Genomic DNA, 18861 nt, shown 5'->3' with positions numbered 1-18861 from the left:
GAGAGCGTCCCCACAGAGGTCGCCCCGAAATTGATCGACGCCGTGTATGGCCTGCCATGCACTAACAATCAAAACGGACCACTAAAGTGGGGCTGATCAACCATGTTGGCTTTACTCTCGAAGAGGAGGAAACTCTGGCTTCGCGCTTGATATTGGTCGGTCTGGGGAATTCCGCCGTTGCAGATAAGAGTGCTCCTAAAGTTCGCGCGCGATCTGTTGCCACAACGTTGGAATACATCGAACAGCATCCTGCAGATGCCGTAACTATCAGTGAAATCTGTGCCGCAACTGGTGTCTCTTGGAGAACACTTGACCGTGCATTTATGGAGCGTTTCGGCATTGGCCCTAAGACTTACCTGCAACGCACGCGGCTCTCCCGAGTACGCGAGCAGTTAGCAGCCAGTCAGAAGGGAGAACTGCGGGTTTCGGAAATTGCAAACAACTAGGGTTTTGGCATATGGGTCAGTTTGCTCACGACTATCGAACAGTCTACGGAGAGTTGCCTTCGGAGACACTGGACCGGAATTGGAATTGATGACCTTGCGCTTGAAGAGTCCGCTCCGCTAATTGCTTAGGCAGAAACCTGCCAAACCGCTTTCGGCCCGTCTCTGCCGCTAACTGCAACGAAACGTACGTCCGCTTCTGGGTCAGGACCTGCCGTTCGCATGTCTTTTGCCGAATGACAGTTCAGGGCTTATGAACTGAAAGCCCTGTCAAGCTTGGCATTGTTGGTCCATGGCTCTATGGCATAAGGTTCAAAAACCTCAGCAGCGCGGAAAGATCTGGTCCTGCCCCCCCCGCTGCCAGTTTCCCTTTTTGAATCAAACCTTAGCCGGGAGCCGTCATACAACCTCAAGCAATCGGATCACCACCTGGCGTGTTATATGGCCAGCCGACCAAATGCCATGCTCCCAGAATTGAGGTGGCGAAGGGATTTGACGACACAACGGAGAGAAAGCCTTATGTGCCTGGTCAAGACTGAAATCGATCACGACGGGACCACGCATAGCATTTGAAGTCGATCTGCCACCTATGAGAACGTACGGCGAAGGATGTTGCTGAAGTTGTCGACCAGGGTGACCGCGATCAGGATGACGATCAGAATCGCTCCGACTTGCGGGTAATCGAGTAGACGCAGCGAACCAACGAGTTCGGTGCCGATGCCGCCTGCGCCGACCATGCCCATTACGGTCGAGGCGCGGAAGTTATATTCCCAGCGGTACATGGTGACGTCGGCGAATTGCGGAAAGACTTGCGGCATGACCGCGTGGGTCACCACTTGCATCTTCGTGGCGCCCGTTGCTTCGGCAGCCTCAATGGGGGCCGGGTGGGCATGTTCGATAGCTTCGGCGAAAAATTTTCCCACCATTCCGACCGAATGAAGACCGAGCGCCAATACGCCCGGCAACATGCCAAACCCGACAGCAGCAACAAAGACAATGCCCAAAATAAGTTCGGGGATCGACCGCAGGGTGTTTAGAACAAGCCGCGCGACATGATAAACGGCCTTGTTCGGGGCCGTGTTTGCGGCGGCCAGAAAGCCGAGCGGTATTGACAAGGCCACTGCCAGCGCAGTTCCGGCAACCGACATGGCGACCGTATCGAGCAGAGGGCTGATCCAGGCCCTCCAGCGGGTAAAGTCCGGCGGCACCATCTCACCGAAGACAATGGAGATGGCCGGAATACCTTCCGCCATGCGGGCCGTGTTTAAAAGCTCGGTCATCCACATGCAGAAGAGAATAAAGATGATAGCCCCGGCAACCTGTGCAAGGCGTTTGATCCGACCACGCCGTTCCTGTTCCAGAATTGCGCTGATTTCATCGTCGCGGCGGTCGAAGGACGGGACGTCTGCCATTACCATCTCCAGGTGTTGCCCGGCGGCGCCAAGCCGCCAGGCAAGGTTCGATTGCTTATTGAACGTTTGCGCGGATGTCGCGGATAATGTCGTAGTCCTTGTCTGCAATTTCAGCGAAGCCATCGGATTTGAAAGGCTTTAGAACCGCATCACCTTCAGGCGTGCCCTTTTCAAGGCTATAGAAAGCCGTGCGTAGTTTGGCGCGCAGGTTTTCCTGAAGATCGGTCCGCATCACCCAGGGATATTGCGGGATGTCTGCGGAGTAGGTCAGCACATTGACTTTGTCCGCATCGATCTTGCCTTTTTCGATCAGGCTTTCAAAGATCGGACGGCTCAGGCCACCGACTTGAGCGTTGCCGCGCTGGACGTTGATAGCAACGGCATCATGGGCACCAAGGAAATTCTGCTTGTAGTCTTCGCCGTGCTTCAGGCCAGCAAGCTGCATGGTGTATTTCGGAGCGAAGTGGCTGGACGTGGACGCCTGGTCGCCAAAGGCAACCTCAATACCGGTGCCCTTGATTTCTTCAAGGGTCTCAAAGCCGCTTTCCGCATTTGCGATAATCACGGACTGGTAGGTCGTCGAGCCGCCTTTAACGCGCGCAGCGAAAGGTTCGATATCAAGGTCGCCGCCAGCCATTTTTTCCTTGGCGATTGTGTAAGACGCCGGGCCGAAATAGGCGATGTCGATACGGCCAAAACGCATGGCTTCGATCATCGAGGAATAGTCGGTGGTGACGATCAACTCGATGGATTTGCCGAGTTTGTCTTCCAGATAGCTTTTCAGACCCTGGTTGTCCTGAATGACGGTGGCGGCGTTTTCGTCCGGAAGCAATGCGACCTTCAACTTGTCTGGGTTGTGGTCGCCAGCCAAAGCTGCGTTGGCGCCGAAAACGAGGCCTGCGGCAGCTGCCATTGCCGATAGGAAAGTACGACGGATCATGTTCAGTCTCTCTCTGTTAGTCGCTTTGGTCTTGGGCCAACCGGCAGGTTTGCCCGAAGTCACGCGCCGTAGATTTTCTTGAGGACCGGTTCCGTCAGTTTTTCCGGCTTGTCATCAAAGACAACATGGCCGCCGGAAAGACCGATGATGCGGTCCGCGAATTCACGGGCATATTCGAGTTGGTGCAGACTGACGACGACAGGGATCCTGTCCTCTTTGCAGATCTGCTGGAGAAGAGAAAGCACCCGGCGGGACGAAGCCGGGTCGAGCGATGCTACCGGCTCGTCGGCCAAGATCATGCGTGGCTGTTGCGCAAGGGCTCTGGCAATGCCCACACGTTGCTGCTGGCCGCCTGACATGCTGTCGCAACGCACCAATGCCTTCTCGAACAAGGACACACGGTCAAGACATTCAAGGGCAATGCGCCGGTCGTCCGGCCCAAGCGGCAGAAGCGTGCGCCAAAAAGAATGTTTTCCAAGTCGGCCGGTCAATACGTTTTGAAGCGCGCTCTGACGGCCGATGAGCTGGTGCTGCTGAAACACCATGGCGGTTTCGCGGCGGTGTTCGCGAACAGCCCTGGAGTTGTCGAGCATTCCGCCAACGCGCACGGAAATTGTGCCTACGGTGGGCTTGACCAACAGGTTCATGGAACGCAGCAGAGATGATTTACCAGCACCTGAAGGCCCCAGAAGGACAGTGACGGCATCATCCTCAATCTTGAGCGAAAGAGGCGAGAGCGCAACGGTGCCGTTTGGGTAGGTCACACCGACATTGTCGAGGCTGATGATCGGGGTGCGGCAGTCATCAGAATTTAGATCTGTCACCTGCACGGCCGATGCGAGGTTTGCCTGGTGTTTCATGTGCCGCTCCTTGTTGGAAGGCACAAAAAGCATTTCAATATGTAATTCAAATGACAGTTGATTTGTATTTTACAATACAGTACAGGATGCACAACTCCAGTTCACAAAGTAGACGGTTTGAATGCCCCCTTCTAAAATCGTGGTCGCACAGCCGGTCGAAAACGATGTGATCAATGATCTGTCCGTTTTCGGGTCTGTATTCATGAATGACGGTCCGGCCCCGCTGACAATGGACGATCTGCGTCGTCACAGCTCTAATGCCGTGGCCTTGATGGCGTTCATGACAGAATGTGTTGATGAGGACTTCCTCAAGGCCTGCCCGGATTTGCAGATCGTGGCGGGGGCGCTGAAGGGGTTCGACAACATCGACGTGGATGCCTGTACCAGACGCAATATAGCGGTCACAATCGTTCCGGACCTCTTGACCGAACCCACCGCAGAACTTGCTATCGGCCTTATGATCGGTGTTTCCAGGCACATGATTTCAGCCGACCAGTATGTCAGGTCAGGTCAGTTTTCGGGCTGGCGGCCACGTTTTTATGGCGGCTCCATTCACGGTGCGACGGTCGGAATTGTTGGCGCCGGGCGGGTCGGCCAAGCGGTTCTAAAACTGCTGAGCGGATTTCGCTGTGAGCGGATCTATTTCGATCAAACGCCGCTGCCAGCGGACAAGGAACAGGCTCTTGGCGCTACCTATTCACCGCTCGATGAGCTGAAAGCCCGTTCCGATTTTGTTGTTCTTGCACTCCCCTTGACCGACGCGACCATGGGTCTTGTGGATGAAAGTTTTATCAGTGATATGAAACAGGGCAGTTACCTCATTAATCCGGCCAGAGGGTCGCTGGTGGTGGAAAGCGCCGTCGCAAAAGCTCTGGAAACCGGTCATATTGCCGGATTCGCAGCCGATGTTTTTGAGACGGAGGACTGGGCCCGGACCTGTCGGCCTGATGAGGTGCACCCAAGCCTGATGCACTCGGACCGCACAATGCTGACACCGCACATCGGATCTGCGGTCACTGATGTCCGCCGGGCCATTGTCCGCTCTGCAGCTGACAGCATCAAGTCCGTTCTCAAAGGGAATGTCCCGGCGACCGCAATCAACGCTCAAGACCTTAGCGTATAAGCAATCAAGGGGTAAGTACTTGGTAAATCTGACTTTTGTCAAAAGTTTCGTGACGGTTGCCGATACCGGCAGTTTTCAAGAGGCTGCCAAGCGTCTGAACCTTGCGCAACCGACCTTATCGCAGCACATCAGCAAGCTTGAAGAAAGCCTCGGTGTTCAGTTGATTGAGCGCCGCCGGAGTGGAAGCCAAGCGACGCCCAAAGGCAAGAGCGTTCTGGCGGTCGCAAAAACACTCCTGTGGAACGCGGACCATATGGCAAAAGTGGTTCAGCAGGATGTCGTGCGCATTGGCGCAAGCGCCAATATTGCGGACTATTATGTCGCGCCCCGTTTGTCTGAAGCCAAATTTGCCCATGAACGAAATCTACACTGGGAGATCGAGCAAGCAGACAACCCTGCGCTTGTTCAATGGCTCAAGGATGGATTGATCGATATTGCCATAACCGAATGGCAGCCGGATGAAGACGGCCTTCAATCGCGGTTCTGGCTTTCGGACGAGATGGTCATCATCCTGCCCGCAAACCACCCCTATGCCGCGCGGCGTGAACTGTCATTGACCGACCTGTCGGACATGTCAATGATCGGTGGCGGGCGCGGCACTGGCACCGGCTCTCTATTGCGTAACGTTCTTGGTCCGAAGGCGGACAGGCTCACCGCAAGTCTGTCCATGGGGTCTACACAAGCGGTCAAAAGCGCTGTTGCCTCCGGAATGGGCTACTCGATTGTTCTTCGCGAAAGCGTCGAAACGGATTTGAAGGCAGGTTCTCTGGCCGCACTAAAACTGAAGGGATATGACTTGCAGAAGTCGTTTTTCCTTTCGGTTTTAATGGAAAAAGCCAACGACCTGGCAATCCTGCGGTTTATGGGCCGATTTCTGCGACATGATCAGGCTAGGTGACCTTATCGACTGCAAATCCAGTTATTGCCGACCGATCCAGAAATCCTCCGCTTACAGAGTGTTTCGCGTCGGCATTTGATGGATTGGATCGTTCCTGACCCTTTTGGGCTCCGTCACTAGCTTTTCAGATTGCAGTCTCATTTGCGTCTGGGCCTAACAATGCCGCTCGGGACCAGACCACTGCGCTTCCAAAAAACCGGTCGCCATGTGTCCAGCCGACCGGGAGTGGACGTTCAATGTGCTTAAGGTCGGTATGGGTAGGGTCTGTCGCTGACATCTCGTGAACGGCAGCTTCCGCCCACACCTGACCTTGCTCGGCGATGCAGCGAAAGTCTGCTCCCCGCCCATTCTGGCCATTGCCCTGCCATGCATCAACCCGCCAAGCGGGTGCCGGTCCCGGTGATGCCCCGACGTGCGGCGATGGGTGTTGTGGGATCACAGGGTTCCTGACCGGTCTTTGCGGTTTGGGGTTTGAGACTTCTGTTGGGCGGCGTGATCGGTCTTTGTCTAATCTCTGGAAATGAATGGATCCCCGATCAGGTCGGGGATGACATCAGACGGGGTGGCCGCGGCTTTTCTTGCCTGAATGCGCGGTCGTGTGGTGCGAAAACGGGCCGTGATCTCTGCCGAACTGTCACCCGTCTTCCAATACCTTTTGCACCCGGGCGCGGGCGGCTTCTTTGGCTTCATGCTGTGCGAGCTCGGTTTCCAGGCGCATGAAAAACCGCAGGTAATCATCGTCGAGTTTCTGGACCAGGAGGGCCGTCAACTTCAGGGCGGACTTCAGCCGTGCGGTGTCGATGGGGGCGGAGCGTCGAATACTGCGGTCCAGTTTGCGGTGTGCCGACTAATGGTACAAGGGCCGTGTGCTCTGCCGTCATCAATTGGCACTTTCGGCCCAAAGCGGACATTGGAGGAAGATATCCCGCATTGCGGTGATCTCACGACAACGGCATTCGCCATTGTATTTTTCGGGTTAGAAGAATTGACGCTCACTGGCAGTTCCGGAGGCTGCCGCTGCAAGTCATGCGTCCCCCACGAACCGCGCATTCATATCTTTGGATGGTATCCACGTTTCGGATTTCCAGGTCACTGAGCACCAAGCCACCAGCCTGCTTTACATACCAACCATCTGGCGAACTGTCGTTTTTTGCCCAGCGATCAAAATGACTTTGCAGACAGACGGAAGTCTGCTTGACGAACGGCCTTCCCTTTCGCGCATAAATCTCGTTGCGCGCAACATATAATTCCCAGCTGGTGAGTGCCTTCAGGTGTTGCTCATCCACCGCGCGAAGACTGCTGAAGGGCAGCACGAAACCGTCTTCCGACAGGCGCAGTTGGTCTTCCGGGATCGTCTCAAGATAGGCCCCTGTTCCGAGTGAACTGAAAGACAAGCCACCGGTTACAGCAACAATCAAAAGCAGCGCGACCACGGCGCCGGCGCCCATCCAACTCGGGACCGGAAGTCGTTTCACGAGATTTTGAAGATCGACAGCCCGGGAAGGCTTTTTGGAAGTAGGGCTCCCGGTTCCGATGAGCGCTTCGATTTCCCGCCGTTTTTCGATCGACGGATTAAGAGCATTCAGCACCAGCTGAAACCTTGGATCCTGTTTGGACCTGGGCGCACTTTTTCCGTTGCGCCAGTTGCTGATGGTCCGCCTTTGAATGGTAACCTCAAGTTCTTTTGCTTCTTTGAGCCGCATGGCCTTGCGCGCAAGCTGCTCATCTGAGGCAATTCCGGCATCGCGTATCAATCCGCTCATACATGTTCCGAAGGCGGCGTGGCCTGTCTTGTCTTTGCCGGATAATGGGTTTTTCATAAGCGGGAAAACTGTGCGTTACACATCAAGCAAGAATTGGAAATTTCCGGAAATTATCGTTCGTTTCCAAAAATCTTCAAGCAAACTCTTTCCAATTATCGATCGTTATTGTTCTATCAGGGTCTCGAAGCCAAACCGCATACTGAAGATATCAATGTTTTATAGCCCGTCTTTTCAAAAGTACATTTTGGACAAAGTATGATCACAACTTCTCAACAGCGTGCGTGCCTATTGTCGGCAACCGTTTTTCATTCCTCAGTATTGGCGGTGGATCAAAAAAAACGAGATTGGAGACGGGTATTTCTTCGCTCGACCATTCTCCAACTCAATTTCATTTGTTTCGGAGTCGACCAGTGAGTCTTTCGCCCCCCCTGAAAAGATTGCTTCTTGCAACCCTGTGTTCTTTCGGTCTTTCAGCGCTCCCTGGGCCGCTGAATGCACAAGAATTGGCAAGTGACCCGGAAAAACGAACTGTCATGATGGTTCTGGATGGGTCCAATTCCATGTGGGGACAGATTGACGGCGAGGCGAAAATATCGATCGCCAAAACCACGATGACGGACTTGATCCGGGATTGGGATTTCTCAACGCCCATGGGTTTGATGATGTATGGGCATCGCCGCAAGGATGATTGCAACGACATTGAGATCATCTCGACACCAGGTTTTGGAGACCGTCAGACTTTCATCCAGAAAGTGCAAAGTGTCAGCCCTCGCGGAAAAACGCCAATTGCGGCTTCCCTTGGTTTGGCGGCCGTTTCGACGGGTGCGTTTACGGGCAAAAAAGTCGACATCGTACTCGTGTCGGATGGATTGGAAACTTGCCAAAGAAACCCTTGTCAGGAAGTCCAGGTCATCAAACAACTCAATGTGAACTTTAGGGCTCACGTGATCGGATTTGATGTGAACGATGTGGAATTCGAGCAGTTGCAATGCATTGCGACGTCCACAGGCGGCCAGTTCTTCCGAGCCAATAATGCCCAAGAGTTGAAGGAAGCGATCACGAATACGGTCGCCGTCGTCACTGACGATGGCGCGGGCAATACCAGTGCGGGCCAGGGCAATGACAGTTCGCCCGTTCCAACACAAGAGGACCCCTCAACGCTGCTCTATGGAAAACTGTGCGAGACCTGCGACAGACTAAAGCCCCTGGACGTGAACTGGAATGTACTCAAAGACGGCATTCAGCATCACGCGGGCCTCGGCGTCATCTATCCTGAGGACACACACCAATTTGCTTCCGGCTCATACGACGTCACCGCGCGCTTGTTCAATTCCACGGCCGTAGCAAAGGGTAAAATTGAAATTGGTGAAGACGGTCAGCAGATCGGCGCGCTCAACCTGAACGCAGGCAGCATCACAACATTTGCTCTTGTTAGCGAGGACGACAAACAAGTCGCAGAAACAGCTCTCTACAAGTTTTACCCGGTGGTGAACGGCGAAGTCGGCAGTGAAATTGCCTCAGCTTTCAACAACCAGGGCGCACCGGCCGAAACATGGCTCAATGCAGGCAGATACAAGGTCACGGTTAGCGTAGGGGGCAATGTCACGGATTCGACCGAAATCGAGCTGGCCGCTGGCGAACAGGTCGAACATACCTTCGACCTGCGCAGCGGGACTGTCGCACCGAAGGTCTTTCTCAATGCGGGTGCAAAGCAGGAGGTAAATTTCGGTTTTCTGACGCTGTTCCCGGAAGGCTCTGGAAACAAGGTTCTCATCGGAAACTACGGGAACGAAAAAACTGTAAAGCCCGGCAGGTATGATCTTGAGGTTGTGATGGGCAGCACTTTGGGGCGCGTTGAAAAACGGTTTCCAATCGAAGTCAAGCCTGGGGATCAGGTGACGGGTCCGTTCGTAATGGATGCTGTTTTGTTCACCTACAACGTCACGAGACAAGATGGCGGAGCTGTCAAAGGGGTAACCTTGTTGTCAGAACGCGAAGACAAATCAGGATTTGTTAAAACAGGTTTTGCCTGGGGAAATCCGAAGGGAACCGGAATTGCCAAACCCGGCCGGCATAAATTGCAAATCGGCAATGACGCCCCCCTGGAAGTTTTTGAACTGATCCTTGGCGAAAAGCCGAACATCACTATTGAAGTCCAATGATTGGGTGCGTTGATGAGACCTTTATTCAGTAGAACACTGCTGTCTGGCGTCCTGGTCTTCGCAAGCACAGGATCTTTGGCTACCGAATTGAAGGTTCCAATCATGGAGCGCGCTTCCGGTGGTCTGGATACGTGCGCTTTGGGTGAAGTTACCAATTTGAAAACAGGAGGCGACGGCTTCCTCGCCGTTCGTTCAGGTCCGGGCACAGACTATGAGAAAATCGACGAGATCTTTAACGGCGACCGTGTCTGGATGTTTGAACAGAAGGGCCACTGGATCGGCGTCGCCTATGGCTCCGACGCCATCACTTGCAGTCCGGTTTCGATAGATCGCCCCCTCGACAAGCCGGGCAAGAAAGGATGGGTTCATGAGAACTGGATCAAGATTATCGCTGGCTAGTCTGCTACTTGCGCCAGTAATGCTCATGGGGACGCCAGCGCTGCTCCTTGCCCATGACTATACGCTTCAATGGAGCGACGGCACCTTGATTGAAAACAATGCTGAATACGCAGAGTTCCAGGCCCCCTATGTCAAGATCAATGGCGTGGAACTCAGCCGGTTCGCCCACATGACGCGGGTTGAAGAACTTCGCAAACTCAAGGTTCCCGGCATCGAGGGCTCGGAAGACGTTCATGTCTTTCAGGTTTGGCAGGGCGGTGCCAGTCAGGGACTTCAGCTCATGGCGGTCACACTGTCCGATGTTGGCGTGGATGTCATTGGTCCTCTGGAACCTGACTTCGAAACGATAGAGATTGTTGACCATAACGGTGATCAAGGCCCGTTGTTCCGGCTCTACAGTGCAGATACCAATTCCGTCGCAATTTACGAATATTTCGACGGCCAGATGCTTCGACAAAAGTGAGGGTGAAAAGACAATGACGTTTTTCAAATCCCTGGTTTCCATTGGCATGGGCTTTTCAATGATGTTCGGCCCGGCACTTGACGCACGTGCGCAGTATGAAGTGGAGCCATCTTACGCGGCAGGAGAACTGTCCTGGAGCATCAAAAGATTTGAAAAACGTCTTGCCGACGCAAAAACAGAAGTGCGCGACCATAGCTGGTGGGACTATTTGACCGACACTGACATGACACTGATGCACTTTCTGGATAGCCGGCACACCATCTTCGAGAGATTGAACAAGCGGTTGTCTCGCTATGTCGGCTGGAAGCTCTATTATGAATACAGCGCCTTGGACACAATGGACAAGGAACTGATTGCTGCTGCAAATGCGTGCGATCATCCCCTTTTTGATCGCGTCTGGCAAAGACGCGGGCGCAAGGCACTCACACTAAAAGATCAGATCGAGCGCTCGGAGAAAGAGCTCCTTGCTTTCTACGACCAGATGGCAAAAGACTGGAGAGAGCGAATGCAAAGCACATCCGGTCAACTGAAAACAGCCTTGGGAATTGGCCCGGCTGCCGCTCCCGATGTCAGCCTCGACGACTATTTTATGCTCGAGGAAGAAGACCGTATCAAAATTGAGTTCTTGAAGGCCCGGTCAGAGTTCTTCAATTACTATCAAAGCGATATGCGACACTTGTTCAACAAGATTGACAAGGATCGCGATGCCCTGAAAAAATTCTTCGCTGAAGCTCGAGAAGTGCTTGCAACGTACGGTGTGTCACAGATCACTTTCAGTGCTGCATGCGAGACCAGCGGTGATTACTGTCCGATCGATTACTATCAAAAAGGTCGTGAGCTGGCTCGCCGGCTTTACGATGACGATTCTGCCAGCAGGGCATTCGAGTTTGAAGCCAACAGGTTCGGCCGGATACCAAACGAGGAGATTTTGAAGGGGCTCAGTTCACTTGAAACGCCCATGTCAGGCAGAGAAGGCACTTCAGGGTCAGACATTGCCGACCGAATGGCAAAACTACCGGTTGGACTGCAAAAAAACATTCTCAGGCTTTTGCGGGAGCTGGCCAGACAGGAATACAAGTACGGTACCCCTGGACATCCGAAGAAAATTGATCGTGTGACATGGAGCACCGATACAATGCTGAAACGGTTCCCTGAGGGTTCCATGCTGCATGAAAGCATAAAACGCCTTTCTGGTATTCATGGCTGGGAGGAAACCTATAAAGAACTCTATTACCGCGTACGAAGATCGATGCACAAAAGGGTGCAATCAAGGATAAAAGAAAATCCGAATATCCTGAAATTCCTAGATGAAAAGAACCCGCAAAACCGCCACCCGCTCTATGAATCTTTTCGACGGGAGGCGTGGTTGGCCGAAGAGTTTGAAAACCTGAACCGATACCTTGAAGCCAACAGTGCGGACGATCGCAAAAAGGCTGCGGCAGCGCGCAGCCAGGAGGTCAAAGACCTTTTGGATGAAGCGCCGGGTGGAGCGATTGAGAGAGGCGATGTCGGCATGAATGAGCCGAAAGACTGGCAAGGAGTGCGGCAGTTGGAAGCCGCTTTTGATGCCGAAACGCCGCAGGAGCAGGAAAAACTGCTGGACGCCTGGGAGGCGGACATTCGCAAACGGGTCTACGAAGAAGCCTTTGAAATGACGGATGAGAACATTGACGCCCTGCTTTCTGAAACGGATGACAAAAATGAAGGCTTGCCTTTGCCCGCACGCAAACAGTCAAGCAGCGGTTTCAAACCTCAAGAATTCAAAAGCCTGATTGAAGAGACAGGCAAAGACCCTGAACAATTGTTCGCGGCATTGGAAAACGATCTCACACAGGCAACCGAACTTGCCGACGCCGCACTGAACGGTATGAGCAGCGTCCTTGATGCCCGGCTTGAAGATCTTGAGTTGGTTCAGCCGATCGAGCAACCGTTCGACGCTGGCGGTGGCAAATGCAAAGTCGGCGACGAAGTGGCAATATATCCTCCCACGGCTGAGTTTTTTCAGTCATTTCAAAGTTCTTGCTCTGGCATTTACATCTACGAGAGTCAGGATCCTGATGCACTCAAACGGCAGGGGCTTGATCAAAACTTTGAGTTTTTTGACGTCAGTACTGGCGAATATGTTGACCTATCCACCAACGAAAACATCTCGATCCACATGTGTGCCAACGGTTTCGCAGGTGATCTTGTGCGGGACGAGAATGACCGCGTTATCGCATTTAACTACTTCGCCACGATCGGCGGCGCAATGGGCAGCTTACTCCCCGGCAAGAAGCGAGACGCAGCAACAACCTCAGAAGGCGATCTCATTGAGACAGAGACCGACCTCGGGCAACAATTGCGTGACATAACCAACTTCGGACTGAGTTTTGATGGTGGTGGTCAAAATATTGGCAATGGCGGCTTACCCGCTGCTCCGACAATCGATGACGGTCCTACATTTGAACCACCGATGTTGAATGACTTTCAGCCAGATCAATCCATCGGTATCGGAGGCGGCAACACCTTCGGTGGTGGAAGTCAGCGTATTGGAGGAAACTAAGGTTTCGGCTTTGGGTCGACAGTTGACCATTCTGCGATGACCAATCGCGGCCGCTTTCGGGTGAGCTTCGGCAATGCAGTGTTGCTCTTTCAAAGCATAGTGTAACAAACGAGCGAAAAGCGCCTTTGTGACGATGCCGGAAGTCCTGTAGGGGAGTTTAATGCGTTCGATGGGGGAAGCTCCGCAAAAGCTGCTCCCATAAGAACAGGTGAGCCCGGAAACCGTGCCTTTGTCGACCAGTCGCAATTCGTGCCAGATTTGAGCAGGTCACTGCGTCCGACCAACACGTCATCGGCAAAGGCGGGAGCGGCAATAGTTGCGGTGGCGGTGGCCAGTACTGTATCGGACGGTGAAACGCCCGTTGCCCGCTGTTTTTGTTATGCGTCATGCAAGTCAGAGTGCTGGAATTGCCTGATTGAGTGCGGTGCGCAGCAATGTCAGATTGCTTCGATCAACCACACATTGAAAATGCGGGACCAGAAATGAAGCGAACGACCGCGTCCAATCCGCTCGATAGAACTTTTTTGCACCTGCAACGAACGTCCGCTTCCCGCCCATTCTGGCCATTGCCCTGCCACGCATCAACGCCCTAAGCAGGGGCGTTCTTGAGCCGCGTCCGCGCTTCTGGCCTAGCCGATCCTCACCCGTCTTCCAGTACCTTTTGCCCCCTTGCTGCCGGTTTACCTGATCTCCAGCTGCGCGCTCGGTTTTCAAGGTGCAGGACGAAAGGCAGGTCATCGGCGCCGAATATCCGGAGGGGCGGAGCCTTTCTTGCAGCTCTGGAAATGAATGGATCCCCGATCAAGTCGGGGATGACATCAGTGGGGGAGGCCGGGGCTTGGCTTTCCAACTTCGACGGGAGGGGACGTGTGCTACGGTCTGAGGCGGGTGCCGGTCCCGGTGATGCCCCGACGTGCGGCGATGGGTGTTGTGGGATCACAGGGTTCCTGACCGGTCTTTGCGGTTTGGGGTTTGATACTTCTGTTGGGCGGCGTGATCGGTCTTTGTCTAAGCTCTGGAAATGAATGGATCCCCGATCACGTCGGGGATGACATCAGACGGGGTGGCCGCGGCTTTTCTTGCCTGAATGCGCGGTCGTGTGGTGCGAAAACGGGCCGTGATCTCTGCCGAACTGTCACCCGTCTTCCAATACCTTTTTTACCCGTGCGCGGGCGGCTTCCTTGGCTTCATGCTGTGCGAGCTCGGTTTCCAGGCGCATGAAAAACGGCAGGTAATCATCGCCGAGTTTCTGAACCAAGAGGGCCGCCACCTTCAGGGCGGACTTCAGCCGTGCGGTGTCGATGGGGGCGGAGCGTCGAATACTGCGGTCCAGTTTGCGGTGTGCCGACTAATGGTACAAGGGCCGTGTGCTCTGCCGTCATCAATTGGCACTTTCGGCCCAAAGCGGACATTGGTGCCGAATGCAACAAAGGTAGGTTCCGAGCCCGATGCAGACGTTGGCGAGCAGGTCAGCTACGGTCGCGTTCGTGTCTACCGCCACCGTCATGGTCTCGGCATGATCGTGACCTCTTCGATGGAAGATGCGAACGCGAAGGCGACAATCATGCGCCAACTATCCCCAGCGTATTAGCCCAATGATCGCCGACGAGGCGTAGAACCCTTGCAACACGAGGAAGGTCCAGCGCCGGTCGACAACCGCCCACGCCGCGAACAGGCTCGATGAGATCAGCAGCAACGTGAACCCGAGCGCCTCATTGCCGGTGTTTGACGCGATCAGCAGGGCGTAGGCCATGGCGGTGATCGAGCCGGCGACTTCGCACGCCTTGGTCAGCCGCCGGTTATGCGCCGTCGCCGGCATTGTCGTATCGGGCATGGCTCACACCCTCCGCTTGAGGAAATCGATTAACAGCGCGGAGACCGTTTCGGGCTGGTCTTCCATCGCGAAATGCCCGCAGCGCTCCAGCACGTGCAGTTCCGAGCCGGGGATGGCTGCATGGAGCTTGTGTGCCCAATCGACAACCTGCCAGGCGTCATCCGCGCCCCAGATCAGTTGCACCGGTTTCTCGCCAAGCTCGGCATAGCGATCCGCTATCTCCATGGTGTGCTTCGGGTCGTAATGCCGGACCTGATGCTGAAACAGGCTGCCCTGCCCAACGGGGCCGGAGATGAAATCGAGGTAGGCGCCAAGCGCGGATTCGGCCAGCCGGTCCTTATCTTCGACGGTCGAGAACAACCAGTCGCGGAAATGCGCACGGTGCCGGTCGTTCGGCGCCTTGATCAGTGCCTCCAACCCCGCCTGCATCTGTTCATGCGTGCGCCGCGAGGGCCAGCTGTCGAAGCTGACGACGTCGATCATGGTCAGCGAACGCAGCCGTTCCGGCGAGAAGACGCCAAGGCGCTGCGCAACCCCGCCGCCGATATCGTGGGCGATGATGTGGGCTCTCTCCAGCCGCCAATGCGCCATCAGCCCTTCAAGTACGGGAACTTGTCCCGTCACCGAGGTATCGACCTCGGGGTCCAATGGACGCTCGGACAGCCCATAGCCGAGCAGGTCGTAGACGTGGACCTTGAAACCGGCGTCCACCAGCGGCGGCATGACGTTTCGCCAGATAAGGGACGAGGACGGCGTGCCGTGGATCAGAACGACCGGCGCTCCTTCCCCGTGAACCCCATGGGCGATGCGGTTGTTTCCGATCAGCGTGTGATCGGTGACGATTTGCTGCATGACGATCTCCTGTCCCCTGTTCGGGAGCGTTCTCCGCGATTATCATCCATGAAGCAAATGAATGATTCTCATTGAATCATCGAGAATTGTCATGTATGCCTGTGGCCATGCAGAAGATGGATATCGATGCGCTACAGGCGCTCTGTGCGATAGAGGATACCGGCGGCGTGACCCGCGCGGCGGAGCGCCTCGCGCTGTCGCAATCGGCGGTGTCGCACAAGATCAAGCGTCTCGAAGACCGGCTCGGGCGCACGCTGCTGGCGCGCCGGTCGGGCGGGCCGGTCTTCACCGAGGATGGTCTTAAGCTGCTCGGCTATGCGCGGCGCATTCTTGCGCTGCATGACGAGGCGGTGCTGAGCCTCGCAAGCAGACCACTGAAAGGCGCCCTGCGGCTCGGCATGACCGAGGACACCACGACCAGCGATCTGTCCCGCATTCTTGGGCGCTTTGCGCGGCTGCATCCGGAGGTCACCGTCCGCACCCATGTCGCCCAGAGCCTTACGCTGGAGGCGGAGCTGGAGCGGGGCGACGTCGACCTGGCCACTCTCCAGGTCTTCAACCATCGGGTGCGGGACACCGACCTGATCCTGGCCGAGGACAGCCTGCACTGGGTCAAATCCCCCGACCTGACCCTTGATGCGGCGCGCCCGATCCCGTTTCTCGCCTATGATGAGGCCTGTTTCTACCGACAATGGGCGATGGAGCCGGCGCGCTCCTTCAAGGGCGATCTCGCGACGGTTTTGACATGCGCCAGCTCGGCGGGGATCGTCTCCGGCGTGCGCGCGGGGCTGGGCGTAGCGCTTCTGAACGGGCGCTTCATCTCGCCGGAGATGGAGGTGGTCGACACGCATTTCGGCGCCCCACCGCCCAGCATCAGTTATATTGTCCGCATTGGTTCGAAATCACGATCAGAGGCGGCACGGGCGCTGGCGGAGGCGGTGGTTGCGCAAAGCGAGGCGCATCGCAGCCTCCGCGCCGCATAGCCGCCATAGGCGGATTCGCCCCGTTCGGCCAGTCAGAGGCGATGAAAAGTGCCACGGCATCATTGCTCCCGAGCGTGACCGCCCGCGTTGCAATATTCGATGACCGTTTTGTCCGCAGTCCGGACTTCTGTGCAGAGCGCAGCGAACGTCTGCTCCCCGCCCATTCCGCCTGTTGCTCTTGCATAGCTCAACGTCTCAAGGTGGCTTCGTCTTCCAGCATTTTTTTGCACCCGCAGGCAGGCGTTTTCATTGGGTTCAAGCTGCGCGGGCTCGGTTTTGAAGGCGCAGGATAAATGGCAAACTGGCGTCGCCGGATGTCTGGACGGGTGGCCTTTATCGCAGCTCTGGAAACGCATGGATCCCCGATCAAGTCGGGGATGACATCAGAGGGGTGCCGGGGCTTTTCTTGCCAATTGCGCGGGCGTGTGTCTTGAAAACGGGCCGTGACCATGGGCCGTGCTCTTTGCCGACCCTCACCCGTCTTCCAGCACCTTTTGCACCCGCGCGCGGGCGGCTTCCTTGGCTTCATGCTGCGCGAGTTCGGTTTCCAGCCGCATGAAAAACGGCAGGTAATCATCGCCGAGTTTCTGAACCAGGAGGGCCGCCACCTTCAGGGCGGACTTCAGCCGGGCGGTGTCGATGGGCCGGCCGGACGCTGCTGATGCCGCCGTCGATGGCGCCGCTGATGGCAATGCTGATGCTTTAGTCCGGGGCGTGCCCATGGCGGGGTCCGTTCTCGGCAAGGAGGCGGCTGGTTTCCAGGATCAGGGTAATGAGCCCGTGTCTGGCGAGCAGCGCTGCGGCGCGCTCGCGGGCCTCCCGGTACTGGTCGAGCCAAAGATCGGGATCGGTGTGCGGGATGGAGACAGAGGCGAGATAGGCCTCCAGCCAGTAGCGCACTGCCGTCTTTGATTGCGTGGTGCCGGTTGCGCGCAACAGCGCGTGCGCGTTCAAGGCCTCGGCGATCAGCCGGGCGGCGCGGTCCGGGTCCTCCAGGCCTTCGTTCACCGCACACATCAGATAGGACGGCACGCGAATCCGCGCCTTGTAGCCCTGAACCCGGCTGGCGGTCTTGAACACCAATGGCCCTTCCGCCCGGTAGGGGCTGGCCACCGACCGGTCGCAGGTGACGGGACGCGAGCCTCTCGGGAGCGATGCTTTGGGGAGCGGTCCTTTTGGGCGTGATCCGGGTTTCATCACGTCTCTCCTGTTTGGATGAGCACGTTAAGGTTGCAAAAACAGGTATAAAATCATACTAAAAGGTTAAATTAGTCAATAGGGGTGATTGAGATGGCCGGGGAATTCGGAGGGTGTGGCGACGGTTTTTACCGACATAAATGTCTTCAAGATATTGAATTGTTGTGCTTTCTCTGATCCGTCCCGTTTCTTTTCGGGGGGGCGCCGTGCCGGTTTCGTTGAGAGTGGGGCGCTACACTCAAAAGATGTGCTTGAGAGTGGTGGTGCCAAAAGGGTGTGAACCGGGGATCTGAGAGAATGGAACTTGCGAGGGTGGGATTTGGGAGATCGGGATGAGGGGGAGTGGGGACAATGGGGCAAGAGCTTGCGGGGCGGGTCGGCCGGGATGTCAAAGCCCGGCTTTGGGCGCTGATAGATCAACTGGACGAGGCGGAAGCGGCCGCGTTTCTTGCCGAGCTTCAGGGGCAGCTTCAGGTGGACCTGCAGGCAGAGCTGCCGGCGGATCCCGATCAGTTCGGCCCGAAAAATCCGGGTTTGGGGGCACCGGACTTGGGGGTAACAGACTTGGGAGCGCCGGATGTGGGGGGATCGGGCCCGCATCTGGCGGACGCGGGCCGGCTCAGGCCCGCCGGGACAAAAGACGGTTGAGCGCGTCCCTGGCTTCGTCCTCGCTCATCGCCTCCACCAGGGCATGGAGCTGCTTGCGGTTTTCAGACCAGGGGTTCTGGCTGTCGAGCACCGCCGTGTTGGAAATCTCCAGCGCGGCACAAATCCGCTCCAGGCTTTCCCAGCGCATGGTGCGGGTGTCGCCGCGCAGGAACTTGTTCAGCGTGTTGACGCTCAAGTTGGCGTCCTGGCAGATCCGGCTCGGGTTCGTGCCCTGCCAGGCGATGACCGCCCTCAGGTTGCGCCGGCGCCGGTCCCAGATGTCGTCCGATGTGTGGCTGCGCATGGTGTCCGTCCTGTCGTTCGCGTCCCGATCTTCACCTT

At 56.0% G+C, this 18861-nt stretch carries 21 protein-coding genes; 10 read left to right on the top strand and 11 right to left on the bottom strand.

Translation table 11 applies throughout. The features are described 5' to 3' along the window. Positions 1–86 precede the first annotated feature (86 nt). Positions 87–446, top strand: a complete 360-nt coding sequence (locus ACQY4Z_RS01595; protein WP_428526081.1) for a helix-turn-helix domain-containing protein — start codon at positions 87–89, stop codon at positions 444–446. 584 nt (positions 447–1030) lie between these two features. Here the strand turns inward: ACQY4Z_RS01595 and phnE are convergent. From phnE to phnC, 3 genes are read right to left on the bottom strand one after another with little or no spacing between them, the layout of a single operon-like run. Continuing rightward, a complete protein-coding gene (phnE, locus tag ACQY4Z_RS01590; RefSeq protein WP_428526079.1) occupies positions 1031–1855 on the bottom strand; it encodes a phosphonate ABC transporter, permease protein PhnE in 825 nt (274 codons plus the stop codon). A 55-nt stretch (positions 1856–1910) separates the two neighbouring features. Further along, positions 1911–2795, bottom strand: coding sequence for a phosphate/phosphite/phosphonate ABC transporter substrate-binding protein (gene phnD, locus ACQY4Z_RS01585; protein WP_428526077.1), 885 nt, complete (start codon positions 2793–2795; stop codon positions 1911–1913). Positions 2796–2854: 59 nt separating this feature from the next. Then, the gene (gene phnC, locus ACQY4Z_RS01580) at positions 2855–3655 is read right to left on the bottom strand and encodes a phosphonate ABC transporter ATP-binding protein (protein WP_428526075.1); all 801 of its coding nucleotides are present in this window, start codon (positions 3653–3655) and stop codon (positions 2855–2857) included. 121 nt (positions 3656–3776) lie between these two features. Here phnC and ACQY4Z_RS01575 point away from each other — a divergent pair, with 121 nt between their 5' ends. Then, positions 3777–4778: an NAD(P)-dependent oxidoreductase gene (locus tag ACQY4Z_RS01575; protein ID WP_428526073.1), complete on the top strand. Its 1002-nt coding sequence runs from the start codon at positions 3777–3779 to the stop codon at positions 4776–4778. Between the two features lie 19 nt (positions 4779–4797). Then, complete coding sequence (locus ACQY4Z_RS01570; protein WP_428526071.1) at positions 4798–5676, top strand: LysR family transcriptional regulator; 879 nt, start codon at positions 4798–4800, stop codon at positions 5674–5676. A 634-nt stretch (positions 5677–6310) separates the two neighbouring features. Here ACQY4Z_RS01570 and ACQY4Z_RS01565 read toward each other — a convergent pair. Continuing rightward, the gene (locus tag ACQY4Z_RS01565) at positions 6311–6445 is read right to left on the bottom strand and encodes a hypothetical protein (RefSeq protein ID WP_428526069.1); all 135 of its coding nucleotides are present in this window, start codon (positions 6443–6445) and stop codon (positions 6311–6313) included. Positions 6446–6668: 223 nt separating this feature from the next. Next, on the bottom strand, positions 6669–7439 hold the full coding sequence (locus tag ACQY4Z_RS01560) for a YARHG domain-containing protein (RefSeq protein WP_428526067.1): 771 nt from the start codon (positions 7437–7439) through the stop codon (positions 6669–6671). Positions 7440–7849: 410 nt separating this feature from the next. Here ACQY4Z_RS01560 and ACQY4Z_RS01555 point away from each other — a divergent pair, with 410 nt between their 5' ends. The 4 genes from ACQY4Z_RS01555 (at position 7850) to ACQY4Z_RS01540 (ending at position 13005) form a co-directional block, all read left to right on the top strand. Continuing rightward, the gene (locus ACQY4Z_RS01555) at positions 7850–9601 is read left to right on the top strand and encodes a vWA domain-containing protein (protein ID WP_428526065.1); all 1752 of its coding nucleotides are present in this window, start codon (positions 7850–7852) and stop codon (positions 9599–9601) included. 102 nt (positions 9602–9703) lie between these two features. Beyond that, entirely contained in the window at positions 9704–10000 is a 297-nt protein-coding gene (locus tag ACQY4Z_RS01550) for an SH3 domain-containing protein (RefSeq protein WP_428526063.1), read from the top strand. Then, positions 9969–10463: a hypothetical protein gene (locus ACQY4Z_RS01545; RefSeq protein ID WP_428526061.1), complete on the top strand. Its 495-nt coding sequence runs from the start codon at positions 9969–9971 to the stop codon at positions 10461–10463. Before ACQY4Z_RS01550 ends, ACQY4Z_RS01545 begins: the two co-directional genes overlap by 32 nt. A 13-nt stretch (positions 10464–10476) precedes the next feature. Next, a complete protein-coding gene (locus ACQY4Z_RS01540; RefSeq protein WP_428526059.1) occupies positions 10477–13005 on the top strand; it encodes a hypothetical protein in 2529 nt (842 codons plus the stop codon). 1135 nt (positions 13006–14140) lie between these two features. On the opposite strand, the gene ACQY4Z_RS01535 is transcribed toward ACQY4Z_RS01540, so the two are convergent. Next, positions 14141–14263: a hypothetical protein gene (locus tag ACQY4Z_RS01535; protein ID WP_428526057.1), complete on the bottom strand. Its 123-nt coding sequence runs from the start codon at positions 14261–14263 to the stop codon at positions 14141–14143. A gap of 156 nt (positions 14264–14419) precedes the next feature. On the opposite strand from ACQY4Z_RS01535, the gene ACQY4Z_RS01530 reads away from it, so the two are divergent. After that, the gene (locus tag ACQY4Z_RS01530; protein ID WP_428526055.1) at positions 14420–14596 is read left to right on the top strand and encodes a hypothetical protein; all 177 of its coding nucleotides are present in this window, start codon (positions 14420–14422) and stop codon (positions 14594–14596) included. Here the strand turns inward: ACQY4Z_RS01530 and ACQY4Z_RS01525 are convergent. Beyond that, a complete protein-coding gene (locus tag ACQY4Z_RS01525) occupies positions 14579–14839 on the bottom strand; it encodes a hypothetical protein (RefSeq protein ID WP_428526053.1) in 261 nt (86 codons plus the stop codon). The two genes, ACQY4Z_RS01530 and ACQY4Z_RS01525, sit on opposite strands and share 18 nt — an antisense overlap. Before the next feature lie 3 nt (positions 14840–14842). Further along, positions 14843–15691, bottom strand: coding sequence for an alpha/beta fold hydrolase (locus ACQY4Z_RS01520; protein WP_428526051.1), 849 nt, complete (start codon positions 15689–15691; stop codon positions 14843–14845). A gap of 107 nt (positions 15692–15798) precedes the next feature. Here ACQY4Z_RS01520 and ACQY4Z_RS01515 point away from each other — a divergent pair, with 107 nt between their 5' ends. Beyond that, a complete protein-coding gene (locus tag ACQY4Z_RS01515; RefSeq protein ID WP_428526049.1) occupies positions 15799–16674 on the top strand; it encodes a LysR family transcriptional regulator in 876 nt (291 codons plus the stop codon). A gap of 473 nt (positions 16675–17147) precedes the next feature. Here the strand turns inward: ACQY4Z_RS01515 and ACQY4Z_RS01510 are convergent, their stop codons facing one another. Beyond that, complete coding sequence (locus ACQY4Z_RS01510; RefSeq protein WP_428526047.1) at positions 17148–17396, bottom strand: hypothetical protein; 249 nt, start codon at positions 17394–17396, stop codon at positions 17148–17150. Next, positions 17377–17757 carry a hypothetical protein gene (locus ACQY4Z_RS01505; protein WP_428526045.1) on the bottom strand — a complete coding sequence of 127 codons (381 nt, stop codon included), beginning with the start codon at positions 17755–17757 and terminating at the stop codon, positions 17377–17379. Before ACQY4Z_RS01505 ends, ACQY4Z_RS01510 begins: the two co-directional genes overlap by 20 nt. 465 nt (positions 17758–18222) lie before the next feature. Between ACQY4Z_RS01505 and ACQY4Z_RS01500 the strand changes: the two genes are divergently transcribed. Continuing rightward, positions 18223–18519, top strand: a complete 297-nt coding sequence (locus ACQY4Z_RS01500) for a hypothetical protein (protein ID WP_428526043.1) — start codon at positions 18223–18225, stop codon at positions 18517–18519. On the opposite strand, the gene ACQY4Z_RS01495 is transcribed toward ACQY4Z_RS01500, so the two are convergent. Next, positions 18491–18823: a helix-turn-helix domain-containing protein gene (locus ACQY4Z_RS01495; RefSeq protein WP_167578943.1), complete on the bottom strand. Its 333-nt coding sequence runs from the start codon at positions 18821–18823 to the stop codon at positions 18491–18493. The genes ACQY4Z_RS01500 and ACQY4Z_RS01495 overlap by 29 nt on opposite strands. Between the last annotated feature and the right edge of the window lie 38 nt (positions 18824–18861).

Origin of the sequence: Roseibium sp. (assembly GCF_965276855.1) — a bacterium.
GTDB lineage: Bacteria > Pseudomonadota > Alphaproteobacteria > Rhizobiales > Stappiaceae > Roseibium.
The sequence above is the reverse complement of the archived record's forward strand: the minus strand, read 5'-3'. Positions and strand labels throughout refer to the sequence as shown.